Here is a 23,307-nt window from a genome sequence, read left to right on the forward strand (position 1 = left end):
TTATTCGGTCCCTTCCTTTCGGGCGGCTGTCATTTTCAATATTTCTTCCCCGATGGCAGACAGGGGCAACTGCTGCTCAACGGCGCCAAGTTCATGGGCAACCCTTGGCATTCCGTAAACGACACAGGTTTTTTCGTTCTGGCCAAGTGTTCTGGCGCCGGCGTGACGCATTTTCAACAATCCGGCGGCACCATCGCGGCCCATTCCGGTCAAAATCACGCCGACGGCGTTGCGGCCCGCCAACTCCGCAACCGAATCGAACAGCACGTCGACCGATGGCCGGTGACCGTTGACCGGCGCGCGGTCAACGAGACGGCAGCACGGCGCCGAGGCACTGCTGACCTGGAGATGGCGCTCGCCGCCGGGCGCCAGATAGATCTTGCCGATTTCGAGCCGGGCACCGTCGGTTGCTTCCTGCACCACCGGCGCACAGAGGCGGTTCAGGCGTTCGGCGAAGCTCTTGGTAAAGGTCGGCGGCATATGCTGGGTGATGACCGTCGGCGGGCAATTGGCCGGAAACTTCTGCAGCACGGCGATCAGCGCCTCGACGCCGCCGGTCGACGAGCCGATCGCGACGATCTTGCGGCCGACGCGGAAATCGGCGACGGAGGGCGGGGGTGCTGCGGGGGCAACCGGATGGGAGAACTGGCGCTGCGTGCGCGCGGCAGCCTTGACCTTCTCGGCGAGGTCGCCGAAGGGCCGGAGTTCGCCCGGCCCCGGCTTGCCGACGCAGTCGAACGCACCGATCTCAAGTGCCGCAAGCGTCGCCTCGGCGCCGCGGTGGGTCATTGTCGAGACCATGATGACAGGCATCGGACGCAGCGTCATGATCTTTTCGAGGAAATCGAGACCGTTCATGTTCGGCATCTCGATGTCGAGCGTCACCACGTCGGGGTTCAGCCGCTTGATCGCCTCGCGCGCTTCCAGCGCGTCGCCGGCCTGGCCGATGACGTTGACCTCGGGGTCCGAACTCAAGACGGCGGTGATCAGACCCCGCATCGTCGGGGAGTCGTCAACAACGAGAACCCTTGCCGGCGCGCTCATGCCTTCCTCCCGAGACCTTTGGCCGTATAGCGATAGGTCGTGATGCCGATATTGTCGAAGACGTGTTTTGCCTCGCCCGACACACGCTCGGAATGGCCGATATAGAGATGCCCGCCCTCCGGCAGCAGGCCGGCGAAACGCTGCCAGATCTTCATCTGCGTCGGCTCGTCGAAATAGATGACGACGTTGCGGCAGAAGATGACGTCGAACTTGCCCTTGAACGGCCATTGCGCCATCAGGTTCAGCTCGTTGTAGGTGATCAGCCGCTTGACCCGGTCGTCGACCTGGAACTTCCTGCGGCCCTGGATCTCGACTTCGCTGAACCATTGCTTGCGCATGGCGGGCGAAACGGTTTCGAGCGCGCTTTCGTCATAGGCGCCGGCCCGGGCGATCGCCAGGATCTTCGGGTCGATGTCGGTTGCCAGGATCTTGAAGTCGTAATCGGCGACATTCGGCATCAGCGAGAGCACCGTGAGCGCGATCGAATAGGGTTCCTGCCCGTCGGAGGAAGCGGCCGACCAGATGCGCACCCTGCCGCCCGATCTCGCCCTTTGCAGAAGTTCCGGCAGGACATGGTCGCGCAGGTGGTCGAAATGATGGTTTTCGCGGAAGAAGCGGGTAAAATTGGTCGTCAGATGCGAGAGCATCTCGCGGCGCGGCGCAGCTCCCGCCGGCGAAGCGACGAGGTCGCAATATTCCCGGAAGCCGGACAGACCGAGATTACGGATATGTTTCGACAGGCGCGAATAGACGAGCGACGCCTTCGTCTCGTTGAGGAAGATGCCGGCATCCGAATAGATCATCGCGGCAATCTCCGTGAGGTCGCGGCGTGTCAGCGGATATTCACCGCTCGCCAGCACCTCGTCGGATCCCTGCCTCTGATCTTTTGCGCCCATTGCGTTCATGCGGCTTCGCTTTCGGTCTCGGGAAAGAGGGATTCGAGTTCGATCAGGCAGATCATGCGCTTGTCGATGGCAAGAATGCCGCGGGCAAATTGACGCTCGAGCTCGGAGGAGATCTCGGGCGTCGGCTGGACGGTCTCGTCGGTCACCGTCAGGATATCGGAGACGGCATCGACCAGCAGGCCGACGACCTTGCGCCGGACCTGGGCGACGATGATGACATGACGGGCAGTCGGATCGGCCGGCTTCATGCCAAGCCGGGCAGCAAGGTCGATGATCGGCAGCACCGCGCCGCGCAGGTTGATGACACCGAGCATATAGGCAGGCGAGTGCGGCATCGCGGTCGCCGGGGTCCAGCCCCGGATCTCACGAACCGACATGATGTTCACGCAAAATTCCTGATCCCCGATGCGGAACGCGATCAGCTCGCGATCCCCCTCGTTCAGATTTTTTACGGCGTACGACATTGCCTTACCCTACCGCTGCTAACGACATTTCCGCTTTGAGCGACTGGCCGCGCGAGGCGCCGACGACCGCGTCGACATCGAGGATGAGAGCGACGCGCCCGTCACCGAGAATGGTCGCGGCGGCAATGCCCGGCACATGGGTATAGTTCGCTTCCAGGCTCTTGATGACCACCTGGCGCTGACCCTGGATGGCGTCGACCATCAGGGCGCGCTGGCCGCCGCCTTCGGATTCCACCAGAAGCGCCACGCCCTCGACCGGGTTGGCCTGGGTGGCGCGGAAGTTCAGGATGCGACCGACATCGACCAGTGGGCAGAAGCTGTTGCGGATCGAGATCAGCCGGTGGTTTGCACCGAAGGAGTGGATCGCGGCCGCTTCCGGCTGCAGGGTTTCGACGATCGCAGTCAGCGGCACCACCAAGGTCTGGCCGGCGACGGTGACCACCATGCCGTCGAGGACGGCGAGCGTCAGCGGCAGGCTCATGGTGAAGACCGAGCCGTGGCCCGGCTTGGAGGTGATGTTGATACGGCCGCCGAGCGCCTGGATCGAACGCTTGACGACGTCCATGCCGACGCCACGGCCGGAGATGTCCGAGATCTTGTCGGCCGTCGAGAAGCCCGGCAGGAAGATCAGGTTGTCGATTTCTTCGTCCGACAGGTTGGAATCGGCCGGGATGAGGTCGTTGTCGATCGCCTTCTGGCGGACCTTCTCGCGGTTGATGCCGGCGCCGTCATCGGCAAGCTCGATCAGGATGCGTCCTGAACGATGCTTGGCGGTCAGGCGGACCGTGCCTTCGGTGTTCTTGCCGGCGGCTGCACGCTTTTCAGGCGTTTCGATGCCGTGGTCGACGGCATTGCGGATCATGTGGGTCAGCGGCTCGGCCAGCTTGTCGATGACCGTCTTGTCGACTTCGGTATTTTCACCTTCGGTGATGAGGCGGATCGATTTGCCGGTCATGTCGGCGATTTCGCGGACGATACGCGACATGCGCTGGAACACCGGCTTCACCGGCTGGGCGCGAATCGCCATGACCGAGTCCTGGATCTCGCGGGTGAGCTGCTGCAACTCCTCGAGACCCATGTTGATCGAGGAGGTACCGGTCGTGTCGTTCTCGATGACGCTCTGCGACAGCATCGCCTGGTTGATGACCAGTTCGCCGACGAGGTTGATGAGGCGGTCGACACGGTCGAGATCGACGCGGATCGTCTGGCCGGCGCCGGCGGCGGCGTTGTTCTGGGCGGCAGCACTTGCAGCGGCTGCTGCGGCGGCGGCCGATTCCTTCTTCTCGACACGGGCGGCGGCTGAAGCCATCTGCGTGACGTTGGAGGCGGTCTCGGCGGCGGCAACGGCGGCGGCCGTCTCCTCGGCCCTTGCGTTGGCGGCGGAAACTTCTTCCGTTGCGCCGCTCTCATCCAGGATCGACAGATCGAAGGGGACCGGCACCATCGGCAGTTCGTCGTTGCTGGTCGCGTCGGCCCTTGCTTCCTCGACCGGCTTCACCGTCAGTTCGCAATCCCACTCGGCAAATTCGAAGACGGTACGAATGGCGTCCTCGCCCTTGTCCGTCTTGATCGTGACGTTCCAGAAGAAATAAGCGCCTTCCGGATCGAGTTCCTCCAGGCCCGGCAGGTCGTCGGTATTGCAATAGATGGTCATTTCGCCGAGGCGCGAGAGGTCGCGCAGCAGCAACGTTGCATCATTGCCCTTGGAATAGAGTTCGTAGCGCGGCTTGAAGATGACTTCATAGGCCGGCATGCCGGAGTCCGCACCGCCCTCGCCGCCAAAATCGTCGAAGGAAAAGGGGACCGGCTGGAAGCCGCTGTCGTCGGTGGGCTTGACTGTCGGCGCCGCAGCGGCCGGAACGGCCTTGGCCACGGGCTTTGCTGCGCCCTTCGGGGCCGGCGCCTCGGCCAATGCCGAGGGAGATGGCAACTCACCGTTGGCCAGCGCCTCGAGCTCCTTGACCAGGCTTCGGCTGCGGCTTTCATCGACGCTGCCGCCGTCACGCGCAGCATTCGTCAGGTCGGCGAGCACGTCGGCCGACTTCAGCATCACCTTCAGGACGTCCTGGGTCGGCTCGAGCTTGTTGGATCGAACGCAATCGAGAGTGGTCTCGAAAACATGGGCGAAGGCGACCAGATCATCAAGGCCGAAGGCGCCGGCGCCACCCTTGATCGAATGCACGGCACGAAACACCGCATTGACGGTTTCCGGATCGCGATCGCCATCATTCAATTTCAGAAGACCGGATTCCAGCTCGGCGAGCTGTTCCTCGCACTCCTGGAAAAAGATCTCTTTGATTTCGTTCATATCCATCGGTGCAAATCCTGGGTTTAAGCGGTTACACGCTCAATGGCATCGATCAGTTTGGCCGGATCGAAAGGCTTGACGATCCAGCCCGTGGCACCGGCCTGGCGGGCGCGGTTCTTCTTTTCCGCGTCGCTTTCGGTGGTCAGGACCAGGATCGGGATCGCCCGATATTTTTCGTTGCGGCGGACACCTTCGATGAAGCCGAAACCATCGAGGCGCGGCATGTTGATGTCGGTCACGATGACGTCAGGATTGGACTCTTCGAGAATCTCGAGACCCTCGATGCCGTCTTCCGCCTGAATCGTCTCGAAGCCGGCATTGTTCAGCGTCACGAGAAGCATGTTTCGGATGGTGCGGGAATCATCCACGGTAAGAACTTTTTTCTTCATTGCCGAATCTCCTTGGCAAGCAGGTGATCAATATTGACGCCCGCCAGCTGCATGGTTTTCTGAAATGCGTCGGACACCTTGGAGAAGGTGAATGGCTGCTTGTCCTGCACCCAGGTCTTCTCGGCGGACATCAGAACCTGGGCACAAAGAGCACCGATCCGTTCGACGCCGGAAGCGTCTATTGACAGGCCGCTACCCCTGAGGGAGAGAAGTTTGTCGCGCAAGGCGGAAGCCTCGTTGAGGTCGAGCACCGCTGTCAAATCCAGCGTCTTGCCACTCTTCTTTGCTGCCATCAGCTTTTCCTTGTCCCCTTGTCCCCGGCCCGAGAAGACGAGCTGAGGCAATCATCCGATAGGTTAGTAAACATTCCGCCCACCTCCGACGCTTGCGAACGGCCGCGGAAGGCTAAAATCATCATTTTCGTATTCGTCTTCGGCCACAGCCGGACGGGCGGCGGCTTCGATGGCGCGCGGCGACGTCACACGAACCGGCGCCGGGCGTCCGGCATTGGCGTTTTCCCGGGCGATGCGGAATTCGCGAATCGTCTGACCGAGTTCGAGAATGACGGTATGAAGGTGGTCGGCGCCTTCGGCGGAGCGCTCCGCAAGGCCGGCGCTGTCCGCCACCTCGCTACCCAGGCCCTTGATGTCTGAAGTCACGATGTCGAGGCTTGCGGCATGTTCGCCGGTTCGGGTGGCGATGCCCGCGATGGCGGCATTGATGTCGGTGACCTGACGCACGATGCTGCCGATCGAATCCTGTGTGCGGCCGACCATCTGCACGCCTGCGTCGACCTGGGCCTTGGTCGTCGTCACCAGCGTCTTGATCTCGCGGGCGGCTTCGGCCGAGCGCTGGGCCAGCGCGCGGACCTCCTGGGCGACGACGGCAAAACCGCGGCCGGAATCGCCGGCGCGAGCGGCCTCGATGCCGGCGTTCAGCGCCAGAAGATTGGTCTGAAAGGCGATCTCGTCGATCGCGCCGATGATCTGGCCGATCTTTTCGGCTGACTGCTCGATATCGGCCATGGCGCTGATCGCGCGGCCGACGACCTCGCCGCTTTGTTCGACGGCGGCGCGCGTCGAGGCGGCGGCCTGTTCGGCAGTGCGGCTGTCGGCAGCACCGTCGCGGACACTGCCGGCGATACCGGCAAGGGCAGCGGCAGAAAGCTGCAGCCGGTCGGCCTGGTCCGAAGCCGTGCCGGCGAACTGCCTGGACAGGCCGGCAAGCGAGCCTGTCGCCGCCTCGGCCTTGAGCGTGCGCTCGGTGATGGCGGTGAACTCGGCGTGGAGGCCATCCAATGCGCCGTTCAACGCGGCGGCGATCGCGGCATGGGCTCCATCGACGGGCGCGCGCCGCGTCAAGTCGCGTGCCGACAGGCCTTCGATGACATCGCCGAAGATCCTGACGATCTCGGCCTCGTTATCGGCGCGCTGATCGGCAAGCGCGCGCTGTTCAGCGGCGCGCTGCGCGTTGAAGCGGAGCGAGACGGCGATTTCCACATCGACCATGACGATGCGGATGATCGCTGTCATCAGATCGGAGATTTCGCGGGTGCGACGCTTGGCGGACGGCAGCAACGATCGGCCGGCGATCTGCTCGGCGAGACCGGAAACGACATGCTCCAGCATGACGCCATGGCCAGCCACGTGCCAGCGCGGATCGAGGCCGATCTTGCTTTCGGTATCGGAGAGAACCTTGACGCGCTCGGCATAGAGACTGTCGAACCGCGCATCGGTCAGCACATCCCAGTGCGAGGACTGCAGATCATGCAGGCGCTCGACCTGGCGCTCGCTCTCGAAATTACGCGCGGCGTCGGGGAATGACTGGAACCTGTGGAAGAGATCTCTGAGACCTGCCTTCAAATGCGCTTCGAGGGCCGGTCGATTGCGGCGCACCAGCTCGCACTGGTCGGCATCGAGACCGACAAAGCGCAGGCGGTCGCGCAAGCTGCCTGCTTGCGCTCCACGAGCCTGATCTGATGGCATATCCTGCCTCAACGCCTGTCCCCGACCACATTCCGAGCGAAAGCCCGGCCAAAAACTTTTGCAGCATCCGTCGAAACGCAGGTCTGGAGACGGTCCTCACCAACCGGTTACAACCGGCGGATCGAAGCCCCCTGATCAGCTATGTTTCGGAGCTGTCTGAAGAGATGGATACCGGATCAACCCGGTACGGCGGGACGGCGTCATGCCTGGTGGGAACGAGTGAATCTTCCCATTCCGACGTGTAAACCAATGTTTATGGTTAATTCCTTGCTTGAAGGTTAATAAGCCTTTGGCAGCACCGGCTTTTGAAGCAATTCAAGGCCGTTCACAGCAAATACTGCTGAGGAGTTGCACGGCTGCTACAAGGCACACGCAAGCTCCGTGATATACGCCGGTCGATAACCAAGACATGACGTCGACAAGGACAGAGCAATGATTGTTCTCGGATTGGGTTCCTGCTTGATTGCAATGACGCTGCTCGCCGCCGTCGCCCGCCTCGATTTTCTCGCCGCAAACCGCGATATCCGCGCGCTTCGGGTGTTCTAAAACCCATCCATCCCCGTTGGCAGTCCGGCACCTTTGGTGTATCGCACTGGCGCCTTTCATGTCAGCGGAACACTCGCTTATGTCCCCCAGATCTGGTCTCCTCATCGTTCTTGGCTTCACGCTCTGGCGCGTCGTTACGCTGCATTTCGATCAGACGGACCTGTTCGTCGACGAGGCGCAGTACTGGTTCTGGGCGCAGAATCTCGATCTCGGCTATTATTCCAAACCGCCGATGATCGCTTGGGTGATCCGGGCGATGACCGAGCTTTCCGGCTCCAACGCCATCTACTGGATCAGGCTCTCCGGACCACTGATCCACATGGCGGCGGCACTGGTTCTGATGAAAGTTGCAAAGCGTTTCGTCGGCCCGGAGATCGAAGGGTGGACAGGCGCCACCTACATTACCCTCCCGGGCGTCGCACTTTCCTCGGTATTCTTCTCGACCGACGTGATCCTGCTGTTCTTCATCGCGATCAGCTTGTTTGCCTATTTCGGCTTGACGCAGCGTCGCTCGGTGGGGCTCGCGCTCGTCATGGGCCTCGGCGTCGGCCTCGCCTTCATGACGAAATACGCCGTGCTGTTCGTCGTTCCGGGCGGCGCGCTTGCTCTCCTCTTCATTCCGGCGGCGCGCATCGCCATCCGGGATTTCATCATTGCGGTCGCGATCGCGACGGTGGTTGCCTTGCCGAACCTTTGGTGGAACCTGCAGCACAATAATACGACGGTGCGGCATACGCAGGACATCGCCCACTGGAGCGAACTCGGCATCAATCTCCGTCGCGGGTTTGAATTCTTCTCCGCCCAATTCGGCGTCGTCGGGCCGATCATCTTCTTTGCGATGCTCTGGGCAGTCTATCGCATGATCAAGGGCAGGAGCGACGATCGGGAAAAGATGCTGGTCTGGCTGTCGATGCCGGTGGTGGTGCTGATCACGCTACAGGCAACGGTCGCCAAGGCCTATGCGAACTGGGCGGTGACCGCCTATATCGCCGGGACCATCCTTGCCGTCTGGCTGCTTTATCGGATGTGGCCGAGGGGCCTGAGACTGTCGCTCACCATCAACGGCATCGCCAGCCTGCTGTTTCCGCTGGCGACGATCTTTCCGCAGCAGTTGCTGCTGCCGAACGGCGACGAACTGATGAAGCGCTATCTCGGCCGCGCCGAGGTCAGCCGCGAGGCCGCCGCACTCGCAGCTCAGGCCGGCACCGACATCATCGTCACCGACAATCGCGACATGGTCGCCGATCTTTTCTATACGCTGCGCGATGCATCCTACCGGATCTATGCGCGGGCGCCGGCCGGCTTTCCGGAGAGCTATTACGAACAGGAATTCGCTCTACCTGCCGACATCACCGGCAAAGTGCTTTTCCTCACGGATGGGTCCCTGACCTGCGCCGCGGAGACGCCCGAGGTTCTGAAGAACTGGCAGCCGACGGAGGGCTATTACAGGGGTAAGTCGCTCTCCGTCTACAGGGTCTCCGCCACCTGCCTGGCGCCCTGAGTCGATCGATTCCGATTTGAGGAATTATGCCGTGGACAGGCAGAGGCCGGTACCCGCCCCATCGATCTCGACGAATTTGACGCCGCCTTCCTCGAAGGCGAGGCGCAGCTGCGCCTCCGTCGCGCGGTGGATGTCGTGGAGGCGACCCTCATAATCGCGGATGGTGCTGCGCGAGACGGCGGCCCTGTCGGCAAGATCGGTCTGGGTCCAATCGAGCAATCCGCGCGCCGCGCGGCAGAGTGCGGGAGTGAGAATTGTTTCCCTTGCGCCTTGACCCATAATTTCAACTTACCCATATTGGTCGATATAAACCATATATGTCATATTACGAACGGGATTTCCAGATCGGGAGACAGCGATGCCGCACGATACGCCATTGATTTCGACAATCGTCGGCGGCCTCGTGCTGGCTTTCATCTTCGGCGCGCTTGCCCATCGGCTGCGGATGCCGCCGCTCGTCGGTTATCTCATAGCTGGCGTGCTGGTCGGACCACACACGCCGGGTTATGTGGCGGATCAGAGCCTGGCGCCGGAACTTGCCGAGATCGGCGTCATCCTGCTGATGTTCGGCGTCGGCCTGCACTTTTCGCTGAAAGACCTGCTGTCGGTGCGCGGCATCGCCGTGCCAGGCGCGATCGCGCAGATCGCCTTCGCGACGCTGCTCGGCTGGGGGCTCGGCGCCTTCATGGGCTGGCCGACCGGCGGCAGCCTGGTCTTTGGCCTGGCGCTTTCGGTCGCTTCAACCGTGGTGCTGTTGAAAGCGCTGCAGGAGCGGCGCCTGGTCGAAACGGAGCGCGGCAGGATCGCCGTCGGCTGGCTGATCGTCGAGGATCTCGCCATGGTGCTGGCGCTGGTGCTTATCCCGGCCGCAGCCAGCATCGTCGGTGAGGGTCACGCGCCTGTCGAGCCGCTCTCGGCCGGGCTGAACCGCCTGTTGGGCCTCGATCTCGGCATCGGCGGCATGATCGCCATGACGCTGGTGAAGGTGGCGCTGTTCGTGGCGCTGATGCTGGCCTTCGGCCGCAAGCTCATTCCATGGACGATGCACCGCATCGCCCATACCGGGTCGCGCGAGCTGTTCCGGCTCGGCGTACTGGCGATTGCGCTCGGCGTCGCTTTCGGAGCGGCAAAGCTCTTCGGCGTGTCGCTGGCGCTCGGCGCCTTCTTTGCCGGCATGGTGCTTGCAGAAAGCGAACTCAGCCATCGCGCCGCACAGGAAAGCCTGCCGCTGCGCGACGCCTTTGCCGTACTCTTCTTCGTCTCGGTCGGCATGCTGTTCGATCCGAACATCCTGATCGACAAGCCGCTGCCGATCCTCGCCACCATCTTCATCATCGTCATCGGCAAATCCGTCGCCGCCCTGCTGATCGTGCTCGCCTTCAAGAAGCCGCTTAGCACGGCGCTGACGATTTCGGCCAGCCTCGGCCAGATCGGCGAATTCTCCTTCATCCTCGCCGCCCTCGGCGTCGAACTCGGGCTGCTGCCGGAGGAAGGCCGCGATCTGATCCTTGCCGGCGCCATCATCTCGATCATCCTCAATCCGCTGCTGTTCTTCCTCTGCGACCGCGTGCGGCCGCTGCTGGACGGGGCAAAGCGGGAAGAGGTGGTGGCGGCCCCTCTCGCGGCAGATGCGATCGCCGCCCAGGAGGAGATTTTGCCCGAAGACGACGAGGTGTACCCGACCGCTCTCAGCGGCCACGCCATTCTCGTCGGCTACGGGCGGGTTGGCAGCATCGTCGGGCAGAATCTCAAATCGTCAGCCACACCTTTCCTCGTCATCGAGGATTCCGACAAGCGCATCGGCGAGCTGAAAGCTCAGGGTATCGAAACCCTGATGGGCAATGCGGTGATGCGGGAAACGCTCGACCTCGCCAATCTTTCCGCCGCCCGCAGCCTTGCCATCGCCATCCCGAACGCCTTCGAGGCCTGCCGCATCGCCGAGCAGGCGCGCAGCGTCAATCCGTCGATCCTCATCGTCGCCCGCGCCCATTCCGACGCCGAGGTCGATGAATTGAAGCACTATGGCGCCGACACCGTCATCATGGGCGAGCGTGAAATCGCGCTGGGTATGGTTGACCGGCTCGCCCAAGTGCATCATGAGAGTGTGCCCTATGAAGACGAGCGTGGGCCTGATACAATTATCCCGGCGGATGACGCTCCGCCGCAAAGAGAATGAGATTGGCGCGCTTTTGAGCCGATACGGGAGTGACATCGCCGGGACGGAGAAGATGGAGCTGGACCAGCACCGTCTGACCAACCGTGTCGCCGCTTCTCTCCTCGTAGCCATCCTTGCCTATCTCGGCCTGCTTTTCGGCGGCAATCTGGTCATCTCGCCGGCCGCTGCCGTCAATACGCTTTCCTCCTCCGGCCGTGATCCGCAACCGCCGCAGCTAACTGCGCGCGATGCCGTGCGCGGGTTGCTCGCCACCGAGCGCAAGCTTGCGCCGAAGCAGGCAGCTCATGATGCCGGATCGCCCGCCCTTGTCGCTGCCCCGGTTGTCGATTTCGCCGGATGGAACATATCGGCCGCTTTTCCGGCATCCGAAGCTCTGCTTCATGCCGTGGTCTCCAGGACCCATCAGCCGCGCGCACCGCCGGCTGCTGCCTGACGTTTGCGCCGAGGCGCTTCCGACATCTGACGACATGCCGCCAGCGCCCGAGCGCCGGCCCCCCGATTATCTAAGGAATACAACATGCGTACTTCACCATGGCTGGTGTTCACCTATACCGTGATCATCTTTCTCGGCCTATTGATCGCCCTGCCGAACGTCCTGCCGCAATCCGTCCTTCAGCGCGTGCCAGCATGGCTGCCGCATGAACAGGTGTCACTCGGCCTCGACCTTCGCGGCGGCTCGCATCTCGTTCTGGAAGTCGACGAAGCGGACCTGACCAAGGAGCGGCTGCAATCGCTGCTTCAGGACGCACGCCGCGTGCTGCGCGAAAAGGGCATCCAGCCGAAGGCCGTCGTCCGCAGCCAGAACCAGATCGTCGTGACGCTCGCCGATGCCGCGCAGAGCGATGCCGCCGTCACCGACCTCAAGACGCTCGCCAATCCGATCAGCACCGGCATCAGCGCCGGCCAGACGGATCTTGATGTCACCGCGAACGGCGCCACGATCACCATCGGCTTCTCGCCGGCCGGCATCTCGACCAATGTCGATAATGCCGTCCAGCAGAGCCTTGAAGTCATCCGTCAGCGCGTCGACCAGGTCGGCGTCTCCGAGCCGACCATCCAGCGCGTCGGCGCCAACCGCGTGCTCGTCCAGCTTCCGGGCGCCCAGGATCCGTCGCGCCTGCGCGAGCTTCTCGGCTCCACCGCCAAGATGTCGTTCCACATGCTGGCGCCGAACAACGAGGCGGGACCTGGCGTGACCATGCTGAAGGACGAGGAAGGCAGGTCCTATCCGGTCCTCGACCGCGTCGAAATCTCCGGCGACCGGCTTTCGGACGCCCGCGTCAGCTTCGATCCGAACACGCATGAGCCGGTCGTCAGCTTCCGCTTCGACAGCGCCGGCGCCACCCGCTTTGCCGAAATCACCCGTCAGAACGTCGGCAATCCGTTCGCCATCGTCCTCGACGACAAGGTGCTAAGCGCGCCTGTTATCCGCGAGCCGATCACCGGCGGTTCCGGCCAGATCTCTGGCAGCTTCTCGGCCGACAGCGCAACGACGCTTGCCGCCATGCTGCGCGCCGGCGCCCTGCCCGCCAAGCTGACGGTCATCGAGGAACGCACCGTCGGCGCCGACCTCGGCGCCGACGCCATCAAGATGGGTATTTATTCCGGCCTCGTCGGCTTTGCGCTCGTCGCACTGTTCATCTTCGTTCTCTATGGCACTTGGGGCGTTCTGGCGAATATCGCGCTCCTGATCCACACGATCCTGACCTTCTCGGCCCTGACGCTGGTGGGTGCGACGCTGACGCTGCCAGGCATTGCCGGTGTCGTGCTCGGCATCGGTCTTGCGGTCGACGCCAACGTTCTGATCAATGAGCGCATCCGAGAGGAAACACGCAAGGGCAAGAGTGCCTTCGCCGCCATCGATACCGGCTTCCGCCGTGCCTATTCGACCATCATCGACGGCAACATGACGGCCCTGATCGCTGCGGCCATCCTGTTTTATTTCGGCTCCGGGCCGGTTCGCGGCTTCGCCGTGACCATGGCGCTCGGCCTGATCATCTCGATGTTCACCTCGGTCGCCTTCGTGCGCGTCGCGATGATCGAGATCACCCGCCGCAGCAAGCTCAAGGTGCTGAACATCCGGCCGCTGATCCCGTTCAGCCCCTATGACAAGCACATTCAGTTCATGAAGGCGCGCTTCTTCGGGGTCACCGTTTCGGCGCTGCTTTCGATCGCTTCGGTCCTGCTGTTCATCCATCCGGGTCTGAACTACGGCGTCGATTTCCGCGGCGGCATCCAGATGTCCGTCAAGACCAGCGGCCCGGCCGATCTCGGCACATTTCGCGATGGCCTGAACACTCTCGGGCTCGGCGAAATCACATTGCAGTCCTTCGGCGACAAAAACAGCATTCTTGTGCGTGCCCAACGGCAGGAAGGCGGCGAAGAGGCGCAGACGGCAGCGGTGACCAAACTGAAGGCCGAAGTCGCCAAGATTGATCCGGGCGCCACCGTCGAAGGCACAGACGTCATCGGTCCGAAGGTCAGCGGCGAGCTTGCCTGGGCCGGCATCCTGTCGGTGGTGATCGCCAGCTTCGCGATGCTCATCTACATCTGGGTGCGGTTCGAATGGCCGTTTGCCGTCGGCGCCATCGTCACGCTGGTGCTCGACGTCACCAAGGCGATCGGCTTCTTCGCGATCACCGGCCTCGACTTCAACCTGACAGCCATCGCCGCCATCCTGACGCTCGTCGGATACTCAGTGAACGACAAGGTTGTCGTCTACGACCGCATGCGCGAAAACATGCGGCTCTATAAGTCGATGCCGTTGCGCGAGATCATCGACAAGTCGATCAACGAGACCCTGGCGCGAAGCCTCTACACCAATGCGACGGCCTTCCTCGCGCTGGTGCCGATGGCGATCTGGGGCGGCAGCGCCGTATCAAGCTTCGCGATCCCGATGGTCTTCGGCATTCTCGTGGCCGGCGCCTCTTCGATCTTCATCGCGGCACCGATCCTGCTCTTCCTCGGCGACTGGCGCCGCCGCCATGCGAAGGCACCGGCAACCGACGGCGCAGTCGAAATCATCCCGCCGGAACAGGGTCGCCCGCGCAAGTCAGCGAGCTAAAATCCGCGTGTAAACGCATCTTGAAGAGGGCGCCGGTTGCAGAACCGGCGCCCTCTTTCTATTGTCGACCAAAGCGCGATGGCGAAAAATGTGAGCGTTTTCGGCATCATGCTCAACTTCAATAAGTTAGATCCGGATTCCGGTTTCGGAATTCTCCGCCAAAAGATCGGGGAAGCGCCAATGTCATCCAACCCGACGAGACCGCAGGAAACCAACGTTGCCGGCGATAGCGAGGAGCGTATCAAGCGTTTTCTCGCAACCGCCTCGCACGACCTGCAATCGCCGCTCCGTCATATCGCCATGTATGCCGAGCTGCTGCTCGACGATCTCGAGGAGACGCTGGACGGCGAACAGCTTCAGAGCCTCAGGATGATCATGGAAAAGGCGCAAGTCGCGCAGCGCCTCACCAAGGCATTGATGAGCCTTGCCGGCGGAACACCTCAGGTGACGCCTGAAGAGGTCGATCTGCAGGCGCTGGCCGAAAATGTCTGGGGCGAACTGACCGACGAGACGGCGACCCACGACGCGACGCTTGAGAGCCAAGGCCTGCCCTCCATCCGCACCGACCCTGCCCTGCTCGGCCTGGCGCTGAGGCATCTGCTGACCAATGCCCTCATCTATCGCAGCGAAGCGCCCCCGCATGTGGGCATTGCGGCGGAGCGAGAGGGGACCGATTGGTTGATCCGGATTTCCGACAATGGGATGGGCATCGATCCGGCTTATCGGGAGCGGATATTCGAGCCGTTCTGGAAATTGCCCAAGGAGGGAGCGGTCCAGGGCGCCGGTCTCGGATTGACGACGGCGCGGGAATTTCTAACAGCGCTTGGCGGCGATATCAGCCTTGAACATTCGGATGCAAGCGGCAGCCGCTTCGTCATCCGCCTTCCCATCGCTTGATCGTTAGATACTGTAGTCGTCCTTCCAAAAATCCGGGACGTCGTAGGTCACATATTCGCGGATGATGTGCTGCAGCGTCTGGGCATCGATTTCATCCTTGCCGATGCGGAAATCGACGCCGTAATTCGGGAATTCCTGGAAATAGCCGCCCGATATATCGGTCGAGACGACGCCGATCGGGCCGGTGTAACCGATGCCGCGCAATTCCGGTACCGTTTCGCGGAAATCGGCGTTCGGCAGGAGGCGGTTGTCGAGCAGGATCAGATCGAAACGCTCCAAGCGGATCTTTTCCAGCGCGTCACCGATCGATGGCGAATATTCAACCTCGACGGCCGGCTCGGAGAGATCGGCGATCTTCTTCTTGAGCGCACGGAATTCGATGAATTCGTCGTCGACAAAGAGAACTTTTACGGCGTTCCTTCGGCCCGTTTCGGTGATCATCGTCTCATTTCCTCAATCCCGAAACCACCGTCACGAAACCAAACCATTCCTCAAGGCGATCGCCACCATGTGAACGCGGTTGACAGCGTCAAGTTTGCGTGCGGCCGCGGTGATGTGCGAATTGACCGTGTGTTCGGAAAGACCGAGAATGATGGCGATCTCAGCCGACGTCTTGCCTTCGCTCGTCCATTTGACAATTTCCTGCTCGCGCTGGGTCAGCCGTCCGGACATTTCCTGCGTCAAGATTTCCTCATAAAGCTTGTCGAAAATGCGCATGGCGTCGAGAAGCATGTCGGCGACTTCGCTCTGATCCGGCTCCTGGCGCTCGCCGCTGAGCACGAGGCAATAGCGCCGCCCTTCCGGCGTAAACAGCGGGATGAACAAAAAGACGCCACTCCGGAACTCGTTGAAAACGAGATCGGAGCGATAGTCTTCCGGCTGTGCGCTTCTGCCATGAACCGGGGTTGCCAGAAACTGGGCGGACTTTGCCCGGACGGTCCCCAGCGCTTCCTTCAACGTCGTGATGAAAAGGCCGACACGCCGCTCGGCGACATTGGTGATGACGACATCGCGTTCAGCGAAAGGGGCCGAAGCCTCGGAGATGCGGGCCAGCGCGAAATGATCGAAGTTGTAGTGCTGCGCCGCCGACTTCAGCAGCCGGAAAAAATCGGTGCGATTGATCGCCCGGCTCAGTTCCGGTCCGGCGTGAAAGGGAATTGCCGGGGCATTATTCATTCCCACTCTTCCTCTCCTCCCGCCAATACCTCCAATCCCGAAATCTTGGGATATACGTCTTTAACGCGAAGAGCTACAAAAATTGCGAGACGGTTGATGACGAATATCGAAAACGGGGACTTTCGATATCTAAGGCGGAAATCATCAATTATCTCAACGACAAGTGATGCACGGGCAGATTTTACTGAGGGCAGTAGTTCTTACCTGGGTATCGTATTCTTCCTGCATTCAACATCCATGAATGCGAGAAGGCAGTGCCAGACGTAAGCGCGAGAGAGCCGACAGGCCCATTCAGCTAAGGGGTTGGCTGATGTTCGTGGCGGCGAACGCGGGTTGATCGGTTCTCTCAACGCTTATTTTGCGTACCATTTCCTTCGCGTCGGTTGCATCTTGTGATGCGTCCTCGACCTTGTCAATTGCGGTTCGTCATATGGCTTGGACAAAGAATGGAGTATGGGTTACCGGGCGCTCGCCGTTTCCTACATCTCAAGATTGAGAAGAATCCTGGCGAGGTCAAGCGGCTTTTCCAGATAGGCATCGGCGCCGGCCTTAAGTGAGCGCGCACGATCCTCGGCAGCATCCGAGCCGCTGCAGACGGCAAGCCGCATCGCTTTGAAACGATCGTCCCGACGCAGCGTGCTCACCAAGGCAATGCCGCTGTCGAGCGGCATGTAGAGATCGGCGACCAGCAGCTCCGGCAGGGCCCAGCCTTCCGCCGCACGCTGTTCCAGCGCCGCCAGCGCCGTCTCGGCGGTCGAAAAACAGAATAGATCAACCTCTATCTGCTGCTTCCTGCGGATATAGTCGAGATAGAAGAGATCATCCCTGCTGTCATCGACGTAAATTATGGTAGGCATTCAGCACCATGATTTGGATATTGTTCGAATGAACTTCGCTGTCCTTCAACGTCACGATATCGCGGTTTCACGAAAATTCGATCCATCTTATCGAAAAATCATTTCGCAAAAAGCGCAGCACCGCCCTCCCCTGCCTATTGAGTATTCCTCGATTTCGGAAAAAATGGCCGCGCGAACCGAGGAGGACACGACGAGTGCAGGATAAGTCCAACGTGGACCTGCAGGACCAACGGAGGCGGTGGCGCTACCGTGGCTTCGCGATTGCGGTTGGCGGCCTGATGGTCCTGCTCGGAATGAGCGCCGTTGCCGGTTGGCTGCTGCAGATCACGGTGATCATTTCGCTCGTTCCCGGCTTTCCATCGATGGCCTTCAACACCGCGCTCTGCTTCGTGCTTTCCGGCGTGGGACTTGCCGCCTCGACGCTGGCTGTCCGTCGTTTTCGGATCGCGGCAACGATCATGGCAGGGTTTGCGGCGGCAATCGCCGCGGCCCGGCTCGTCGAAATCGCGACGCTCGGCCGGACCTTCCACAATGTCGACCTGCTGATCGCCCGCTTCGTCATCCCGCCCGATTTCATCGCGCAGATCGGCGGCGGCATGGGGCCGAACACGGCGTTGGTCTTCCTGATCGCCAATCTTTCGCTGCTGCTCTCTCTCCACGCGGTGAGGAAAAGCCAGGTGGTGCAGGAACTGACGAGCTACGTCGTCATCACCCTCGGCATGATCGCCCTGGCCAGCTATATCACCGATGCCGAACAGGGTTACCGCTGGGGGCCTTACGCGGCGATGGCGGTGCATACGGCGGTCGGCATCGTGATCTTCGGCTCGGGGCTTCTCGCCCGTTCCTGGTGGTTGCTGCCGGCAAACCGAGCGCAGATCCCGCTCTGGATCCCAGCTGCGGTTTGCTTCACCGGCCTTCTCGTCGATCTTTATACGCCGCTCGGTGTCGCGAACGGCATTCTCTATGTGCCGCTGGTGCTGACGGCGCTCTGGTTCGGTAACCGGAACGCGCCGCTTTTCTTCGCCTTTGCCTGCACCGTGCTGCTGATGCTCGGCTTTTTCGCCGTCAAGCACGACGAGGCAGCATTCTGGCAGGAGATCGCCAACCGCACGATCACGGCCGCGACGCTGTGGCTGATCGCGATCCTCATCTTTTATTTCATGCGCAACAATCACAACCTCGAAACCGAGCGGGTCCGTTTCGGCGCGCTGGTTCGCGGCACGCCCGATGCCGTCATCGTCATCGACGAGAGTGGAGCGATCAGGAGCTTCAACCCGGCGGCTGAAAGCATGTTTGGTTACTCCCCGCAGGAGACGATCGGCCGGAATATCAAGATGCTGATGCCCGAACCCTACCATTCCGAGCATGACGGCTATCTCGCCCATTACCGGCGGACCGGCGAGGAGCGTATCATCGGCAAGACGCGCATGGTCTCTGGACGGCGCAACAGCGGCATCGTCTTTCCGATCGACGTTTCCATCAGCGCCGTCGCCACCGGCGATACGAAGATCTTCGTCGGCATCGTGCGTGACATCAGCGAGCGCTCCCGGCAGGAAGAGCGGATGAAAACGACACTTGCCCAGCTCGAGGCCTATACGGCCGAACTCGAGCGCAGCAACCACGACCTCGACGAATTCGCCTATATTGCCTCGCATGATCTCAAGGAACCGCTGCGCGGCCTGCACAACCACTCGCGTTTTCTCCTCGAAGACTATGAGGACAAGCTCGACGACGATGGCGTGCGCCGACTGAACCGGCTGGTGCGCCTCAGCCAGCGCATGGAAAAACTCGTCAACGACCTGCTTTATTTCTCCCGGCTCGGACGGCAGCAGCTGGCGGTCAAACGCACCGATATCGGTCTGATCGTCAAGGATGTCGTTGCGACGATGGAACTCCTGCTGGAGGAGCGGCATGCCAAGGTCATTATCGACGGCCAGTTGCCTGATGTGGTCTGCGACGCGCCGCGGTTGACCGAGGTGTTCCGCAATCTCATCACCAATGCGATCAAATACAATGACAAGTCGGCACCGCTCGTTTCGATCGGCTATCTCGATCGGTTCGTAGGCGAGGACGGTACCGTTGCCCGCAACGTTTTTTTCGTCAGGGATAACGGCAAGGGCATACCCCAGGAATTCCATGAGGACATTTTTCGCATTTTCAAACGGCTGGAAAAGTCGCAGGATTCCGACGACGGCACCGGAGCAGGCCTCACCTTCGTCCGCAAGATCATCGCGCGGCACAACGGCGATATCTGGTTGGAATCCGAGGTCGGCGCCGGCACGACATTCTATTTTACTCTAGGAAAAAAGCGCGAGGGGCAGAATGCAGCAGCGTGACACGCAACCCATCCTGATCGTCGAGGACAGCGAAGACGATTTCGAAGCGACGATGCGCGCCTTCAAACGCACCAACCTGCGCAACTCGATCCGCTGGGCGGCCTCCGGCCAGGAAGCGCTCGACATGCTCGGCGCGATGGTGCCGAAACCGGGGCTGATCCTGCTTGATCTCAACATGCCGGGGCTTGACGGCCGCAAGACGCTGGAGGCGATCAAGTCGAACGCCGGCTGGCGCAAGATCCCGGTGGTGATCCTCACCACCTCCGACGACGAACGCGATATCGAAGGTTGCTATGCGCTCGGCGCCAATACCTATGTGCAGAAGCCGGTCGATCTCGACGGGCTCTTCGGGGCGATCCAGCGGCTGAAGGAATACTGGTTCGAAATCGCCATCCTGCCGCTCGAGGACTGACAGATTGGCGGAAAACTGCAGCATTCTCATCATCGACGACAATATCGACGATCGCGAGGCGTATCGCCGCATATTGGGCCGCGTCTCCAGTACCGCCTATTCCGTCCTGGAAGCGGAAACGGGTGAGGAGGGCCTTGCGCTGAACGGCCGGAAACGGCCGAACTGCATCCTGCTCGACTATTCGCTGCCGGGGCGCAATGGGCTCGGCGTTCTTGCCGATATCCTGGAGAACGATCCCGCCGCCAACGTCATCATGCTGACCGGCCAGGGCAACGAAACCGTTGCCGTCGAGGTGATGAAGAGCGGCGCGCGCGACTATCTGACGAAGGATTCGCTGTCGCCGGAAACACTGCATCGCTGCATCCAGAACGCCATCATGCACGGCATGCTGGAAGCACGGCTGGAGCAGAAGCGGCAATCGCTCGAGATCTTCACGCGCGCCATGGCCCATGATCTGAAGGAGCCGCTCCGGACGATCAAATCCTTCAGCCGCATCCTGCACGGTTCTGCAGCGCTTCCGGCTGAAGACCGGGAACTGCTCGATTACGTGCTCAGCGCCGCCGACCATATGGAAGATCTGATCGTCAAGGTGTCGGGTTTCACCAGACTCGAGGCCTCCGGCGGGCCAGTGCTGACGCCGGTCTCACTCTCTGATGTGCTCGATCAGGTGGAGAACAATCTGCGCCAGCAGACCGAAAGCCGCGGCGCCGTCATCATCCGCGGGGCGCTGCCGGAGGTTATGGGCGATGCGACGCTGCTGACCCAGCTGCTGCAGAATCTCGTGTCGAACGCCATCCGCTACTGCGAGCAGAAGGTTCCGGAGGTCACGATCTCGGGCGAAGCGCATGGCGATTTCTGTCGCCTCACCGTGCGTGACAACGGGCCGGGCATCGATCCTCAGCATCGCGAACTGATCTTCCAGCCATTCAAGCGCCTCGTCGGCCGCGGCATCGAGGGCACCGGGCTCGGCCTTGCCATCTGCCGCCGCATCGCACAGCTGCACGGCGGCTCGATCTGGTGCGAGGCGGAAAATGGGCCGGGCGCCACCTTCATTCTCGACGTGCCGCTCTCCGAGACGAGGCCCGCGCCGCCTGCTGTTTCGGCCATCCCGCACAACAGCAAGCCGGCGGAGCAGCCAGGCGAAGGTGCAGGCCGGCTCGCCGAAGTGCTGCTAGTGGAGGACAGCCCGGCCGACATCCAGCTTCTGAAGATCAAGCTGATGCGGCGGGAGAAGGTGGATTTCCACCTGCATGTCGCCACCAACGGACGCGAGGCGATGCGGCTGCTCGAAGAACGCGCCGGTAGCGCCGATGTGCCGCAAATCGACCTGATGCTGCTCGACATCAACATGCCGATCATGGATGGCTTCGAGGTGCTGCGTGCGCTTTCCGCCGATATCCGCCTCAACCAGATTCCCGTCTGCATTCTCAGCACGTCAGGCGATGAGAGCGACCGACAGCGGGCCAGAAATCTCGGCGCGCGCGCCTATATGGTCAAGCCGCCGACCCTGCAGCAACTCGAAGAGGCACTCGAAGATGTCGAACATTTGGAGTTGCTGCAGCGCGGCGATTCGCTTGCGCTTTGTGCGGAACAAAACTAAGCGGTGGTCATTGGCAACGGTATGACCTTCGCAGCTCTCATACTCGCGCTCCTGACGACACCGCTTCAATCAGGACTGCTTCCGATGGTATCAGGTATACATCACGTGACGGCCGTCACCCGAAAGGTGCAGGCGAACGTGGACTTTTACGTCGGTTTTCTCGGCATGCGGCTCGTCAAGCAGACGGCCGGCTACGAGGACGCGACACAACTTCATCTCTTCTACGGCGACGCGGCAGGAACGCCGGGTTCGCTCCTCACCTTCCTCGCCTGGGAAGATGGCGCGCCAGGCCGGGCGGGCTTCGGCCAGATCAGTGAAATATCACTGTCGATCGACCCCGCCAGCATCGGCTACTGGCTGACGCGAGCCATGAGTTTCGGCCTGCGCTCGGAAGGGCCGGCCGCTGAATTCGGCGAGCCTGTGCTGCGGCTGAAGGATCCGGACAACATCATCCTCAAGCTCGCGGGCGCAAAGACCCTGGTGTCGCCGGCTGCCTGGGACGGCGCATCGATCCCGGTCGAACATGCCGTCCAGCGCGTGCGCGGGGTAACCATGCTGACCGAGAAGCCTGCCGAAAGCCGCAGCTTTCTCGAAAGCCATTTCGGTTACCGCTTCCAGGCGAGCCGCGGCACGATCGACAGGCTGATTTCGCAATCCGGCGACGTCATCGACGTGCGCGATGCGCGTGGCTTCTGGTCCGGCGCGCCGGGCACCGGCACGGTCGATCACGTCGCCTTCCGCGCCGCGGACGAGGAGACGGTGCTTTCCGTCCGCAAGGCACTCGAGGCGACCGACGCCTCGCCGACCAGCATGCACGACCGCAAGTATTTCCGCTCGCTTTATGCCCGCGAGCCCGGCGGCACGCTGATAGAACTGGCGACCGACAAGCCGGGCATGACCGTTGACGAACAGCAGGCCGCCCTTGGGTCGAAGCTGTTCGCGCCGCCCGAAGCGATCACCAATCTCCACGACCTGAAGGTCATGCTGCCGCAATTTGCCATGCCCGGCCAACCGCGCATCAATTACCGCGAATTGCCATTCGTCCATCGCTTCTATACGCCGCCGGACCCCGACGGCAGCGTCTTCGTGCTGCTGCACGGCTCCGGCGGCAATGAGACGACGCTGATGCCACTGTTGAACAAGGCGGCACCGCGTGCGACGCTGCTTGGCGTGCGCGGCCGCGCGACGGAGGAAGGCTTTCCGCGCTGGTACAAGCGCCTTACCCCCTTCTCCTTCGATCAGAACGACATCAAGACCGAGGCGGAGGCCTTCGCTGCCTTTATCGAGGGTGCCGTCAAATCCTACGGGCTCGATCCTCAGAAAGTCGTCTATGTCGGCTATTCCAATGGCGCCAACCTATTGAATTCGCTGCTCTACCTGCACCCGAACCTGGTTCACAAGGCAGTGCTGCTGCGCTCCATGCCGGTTCTCAGCGACTATCCGCATGCCGATCTCAAAGGCACCGACCTGCTCGTCATCAGCGGCAAGACCGATGCCTACGGCAAATATGCCAGCGAGTTGGAAGCGCGGCTGAAGAGTTCGGGCGCCACCGTCGATTCCGACGTCATTCCCGGCGGCCACGATCTCGGCGATGCCGACGTGCCGATCATCCAGAAATGGCTGCTGCAGGAGAATCGCTGAGCGTCG

Annotated in this window: 20 protein-coding genes; 9 read left to right on the forward strand and 11 right to left on the reverse strand. The window is 61.7% G+C overall.

The window, feature by feature from the left end; genetic code table 11:
* The 7 genes from cheB to HJB84_RS12910 form a co-directional block, all read right to left on the reverse strand.
* Window positions 1-1,044, reverse strand: a complete 1,044-nt coding sequence (cheB, locus tag HJB84_RS12880; RefSeq protein WP_164006523.1) for a protein-glutamate O-methylesterase CheB — start codon at window positions 1,042-1,044, stop codon at window positions 1-3.
* Window positions 1,041-1,949: a protein-glutamate O-methyltransferase CheR gene (gene cheR, locus HJB84_RS12885; RefSeq protein WP_207582916.1), complete on the reverse strand. Its 909-nt coding sequence runs from the start codon at window positions 1,947-1,949 to the stop codon at window positions 1,041-1,043. Before cheR ends, cheB begins: the two co-directional genes overlap by 4 nt.
* Window positions 1,946-2,413, reverse strand: a complete 468-nt coding sequence (locus HJB84_RS12890; RefSeq protein ID WP_207582915.1) for a chemotaxis protein CheW — start codon at window positions 2,411-2,413, stop codon at window positions 1,946-1,948. Before HJB84_RS12890 ends, cheR begins: the two co-directional genes overlap by 4 nt.
* Before the next feature lie 4 nt (window positions 2,414-2,417).
* Window positions 2,418-4,727 (reverse strand): chemotaxis protein CheA, encoded by a 2,310-nt coding sequence (locus HJB84_RS12895; protein WP_207582914.1) that lies wholly within the window; start codon window positions 4,725-4,727, stop codon window positions 2,418-2,420.
* Window positions 4,728-4,744: 17 nt separating this feature from the next.
* Window positions 4,745-5,110 carry a chemotaxis response regulator CheY1 gene (gene cheY1, locus HJB84_RS12900; protein WP_017958972.1) on the reverse strand — a complete coding sequence of 122 codons (366 nt, stop codon included), beginning with the start codon at window positions 5,108-5,110 and terminating at the stop codon, window positions 4,745-4,747.
* A complete protein-coding gene (locus tag HJB84_RS12905) occupies window positions 5,107-5,403 on the reverse strand; it encodes an STAS domain-containing protein (RefSeq protein ID WP_207582913.1) in 297 nt (98 codons plus the stop codon). The genes cheY1 and HJB84_RS12905 overlap by 4 nt, the downstream gene beginning before the upstream one ends.
* Before the next feature lie 63 nt (window positions 5,404-5,466).
* Window positions 5,467-7,095: a globin-coupled sensor protein gene (locus HJB84_RS12910; protein WP_221116094.1), complete on the reverse strand. Its 1,629-nt coding sequence runs from the start codon at window positions 7,093-7,095 to the stop codon at window positions 5,467-5,469.
* A 625-nt stretch (window positions 7,096-7,720) separates the two neighbouring features.
* Here HJB84_RS12910 and HJB84_RS12915 point away from each other — a divergent pair.
* On the forward strand, window positions 7,721-9,142 hold the full coding sequence (locus HJB84_RS12915) for a glycosyltransferase family 39 protein (RefSeq protein WP_221116095.1): 1,422 nt from the start codon (window positions 7,721-7,723) through the stop codon (window positions 9,140-9,142).
* Between the two features lie 24 nt (window positions 9,143-9,166).
* Here the strand turns inward: HJB84_RS12915 and HJB84_RS12920 are convergent, their stop codons facing one another.
* The gene (locus tag HJB84_RS12920; RefSeq protein ID WP_207582910.1) at window positions 9,167-9,421 is read right to left on the reverse strand and encodes a helix-turn-helix transcriptional regulator; all 255 of its coding nucleotides are present in this window, start codon (window positions 9,419-9,421) and stop codon (window positions 9,167-9,169) included.
* A 79-nt stretch (window positions 9,422-9,500) separates the two neighbouring features.
* Between HJB84_RS12920 and ybaL the strand changes: the two genes are divergently transcribed.
* The 4 genes from ybaL to HJB84_RS12940 all read left to right on the forward strand — a co-directional run bounded on the left by ybaL (window position 9,501) and on the right by HJB84_RS12940 (window position 15,279).
* Window positions 9,501-11,318 (forward strand): YbaL family putative K(+) efflux transporter, encoded by a 1,818-nt coding sequence (gene ybaL / locus HJB84_RS12925; protein ID WP_221116096.1) that lies wholly within the window; start codon window positions 9,501-9,503, stop codon window positions 11,316-11,318.
* 52 nt (window positions 11,319-11,370) lie between these two features.
* Window positions 11,371-11,751 (forward strand): hypothetical protein, encoded by a 381-nt coding sequence (locus HJB84_RS12930; protein WP_207582908.1) that lies wholly within the window; start codon window positions 11,371-11,373, stop codon window positions 11,749-11,751.
* Window positions 11,752-11,835: 84 nt separating this feature from the next.
* Window positions 11,836-14,382, forward strand: a complete 2,547-nt coding sequence (gene secD / locus HJB84_RS12935) for a protein translocase subunit SecD (RefSeq protein ID WP_207582907.1) — start codon at window positions 11,836-11,838, stop codon at window positions 14,380-14,382.
* Between the two features lie 180 nt (window positions 14,383-14,562).
* Complete coding sequence (locus tag HJB84_RS12940; RefSeq protein WP_207582906.1) at window positions 14,563-15,279, forward strand: ATP-binding protein; 717 nt, start codon at window positions 14,563-14,565, stop codon at window positions 15,277-15,279.
* A 3-nt stretch (window positions 15,280-15,282) separates the two neighbouring features.
* Here the strand turns inward: HJB84_RS12940 and HJB84_RS12945 are convergent, their stop codons facing one another.
* The 3 genes from HJB84_RS12945 to HJB84_RS12955 all read right to left on the reverse strand — a co-directional run bounded on the left by HJB84_RS12945 (window position 15,283) and on the right by HJB84_RS12955 (window position 17,312).
* Window positions 15,283-15,720, reverse strand: coding sequence for a response regulator (locus tag HJB84_RS12945; RefSeq protein ID WP_207582905.1), 438 nt, complete (start codon window positions 15,718-15,720; stop codon window positions 15,283-15,285).
* 30 nt (window positions 15,721-15,750) lie between these two features.
* The gene (locus HJB84_RS12950; RefSeq protein ID WP_207582904.1) at window positions 15,751-16,455 is read right to left on the reverse strand and encodes a LuxR C-terminal-related transcriptional regulator; all 705 of its coding nucleotides are present in this window, start codon (window positions 16,453-16,455) and stop codon (window positions 15,751-15,753) included.
* A 479-nt stretch (window positions 16,456-16,934) separates the two neighbouring features.
* A complete protein-coding gene (locus tag HJB84_RS12955; protein WP_221116097.1) occupies window positions 16,935-17,312 on the reverse strand; it encodes a response regulator in 378 nt (125 codons plus the stop codon).
* A 194-nt stretch (window positions 17,313-17,506) separates the two neighbouring features.
* Here HJB84_RS12955 and HJB84_RS12960 point away from each other — a divergent pair, with 194 nt between their 5' ends.
* From HJB84_RS12960 to HJB84_RS12975, 4 genes are read left to right on the forward strand one after another with little or no spacing between them, the layout of a single operon-like run.
* Window positions 17,507-19,648, forward strand: a complete 2,142-nt coding sequence (locus HJB84_RS12960; RefSeq protein ID WP_207582902.1) for a PAS domain-containing sensor histidine kinase — start codon at window positions 17,507-17,509, stop codon at window positions 19,646-19,648.
* Window positions 19,635-20,060: a response regulator gene (locus HJB84_RS12965; RefSeq protein WP_007633372.1), complete on the forward strand. Its 426-nt coding sequence runs from the start codon at window positions 19,635-19,637 to the stop codon at window positions 20,058-20,060. The genes HJB84_RS12960 and HJB84_RS12965 overlap by 14 nt, the downstream gene beginning before the upstream one ends.
* A 4-nt stretch (window positions 20,061-20,064) precedes the next feature.
* Complete coding sequence (locus tag HJB84_RS12970) at window positions 20,065-21,660, forward strand: response regulator (RefSeq protein ID WP_221116098.1); 1,596 nt, start codon at window positions 20,065-20,067, stop codon at window positions 21,658-21,660.
* A 21-nt stretch (window positions 21,661-21,681) separates the two neighbouring features.
* Window positions 21,682-23,301 carry a VOC family protein gene (locus HJB84_RS12975; protein ID WP_221116099.1) on the forward strand — a complete coding sequence of 540 codons (1,620 nt, stop codon included), beginning with the start codon at window positions 21,682-21,684 and terminating at the stop codon, window positions 23,299-23,301.
* Window positions 23,302-23,307: the final 6 nt, after the last annotated feature.

Source organism: Rhizobium sp. NZLR1b, assembly GCF_019685155.1.
Taxonomy (GTDB): domain Bacteria; phylum Pseudomonadota; class Alphaproteobacteria; order Rhizobiales; family Rhizobiaceae; genus Rhizobium.